Source organism: Bacillus sp. Je.9.29.b (assembly GCF_051129925.1).
In the GTDB taxonomy this organism is placed as follows: domain Bacteria; phylum Bacillota; class Bacilli; order Bacillales; family Bacillaceae; genus Bacillus; species Bacillus safensis.
This window is the reverse complement of record NZ_JBCPSO010000031.1, coordinates 1-265: the sequence shown is the minus strand read 5'-3', so window position 1 is coordinate 265 and position 265 is coordinate 1. Positions and strand designations below refer to the sequence as shown.

The 265-nt window shown below is 40.0% G+C and carries 1 rRNA gene; it reads right to left on the bottom strand.

What is annotated here, in order from left to right:
* Positions 1–189 precede the first annotated feature (189 nt).
* A 16S ribosomal RNA gene (locus tag AAZR19_RS18965) occupies positions 190–265 on the bottom strand; the annotation flags it as partial.

The window sequence follows — 265 nt, the reverse complement described above, 5'->3', positions numbered from 1 at the left end:
CTTAACCATTTCTTACTTTAGAAAGAATCACTATGTGTGATGAACTTTGCATTGCATTCAATGTGAATGTATTACTTATTGTTATCTAGTTTTCAAAGAACAATCCTGTCTCGCTAGAGACATGTTTTGAAGGAATGATCCTTCAAAACTAAACAAGACGAAAACGTACGCTGCTCCATATATCCTTAGAAAGGAGGTGATCCAGCCGCACCTTCCGATACGGCTACCTTGTTACGACTTCACCCCAATCATCTGCCCCACCTTC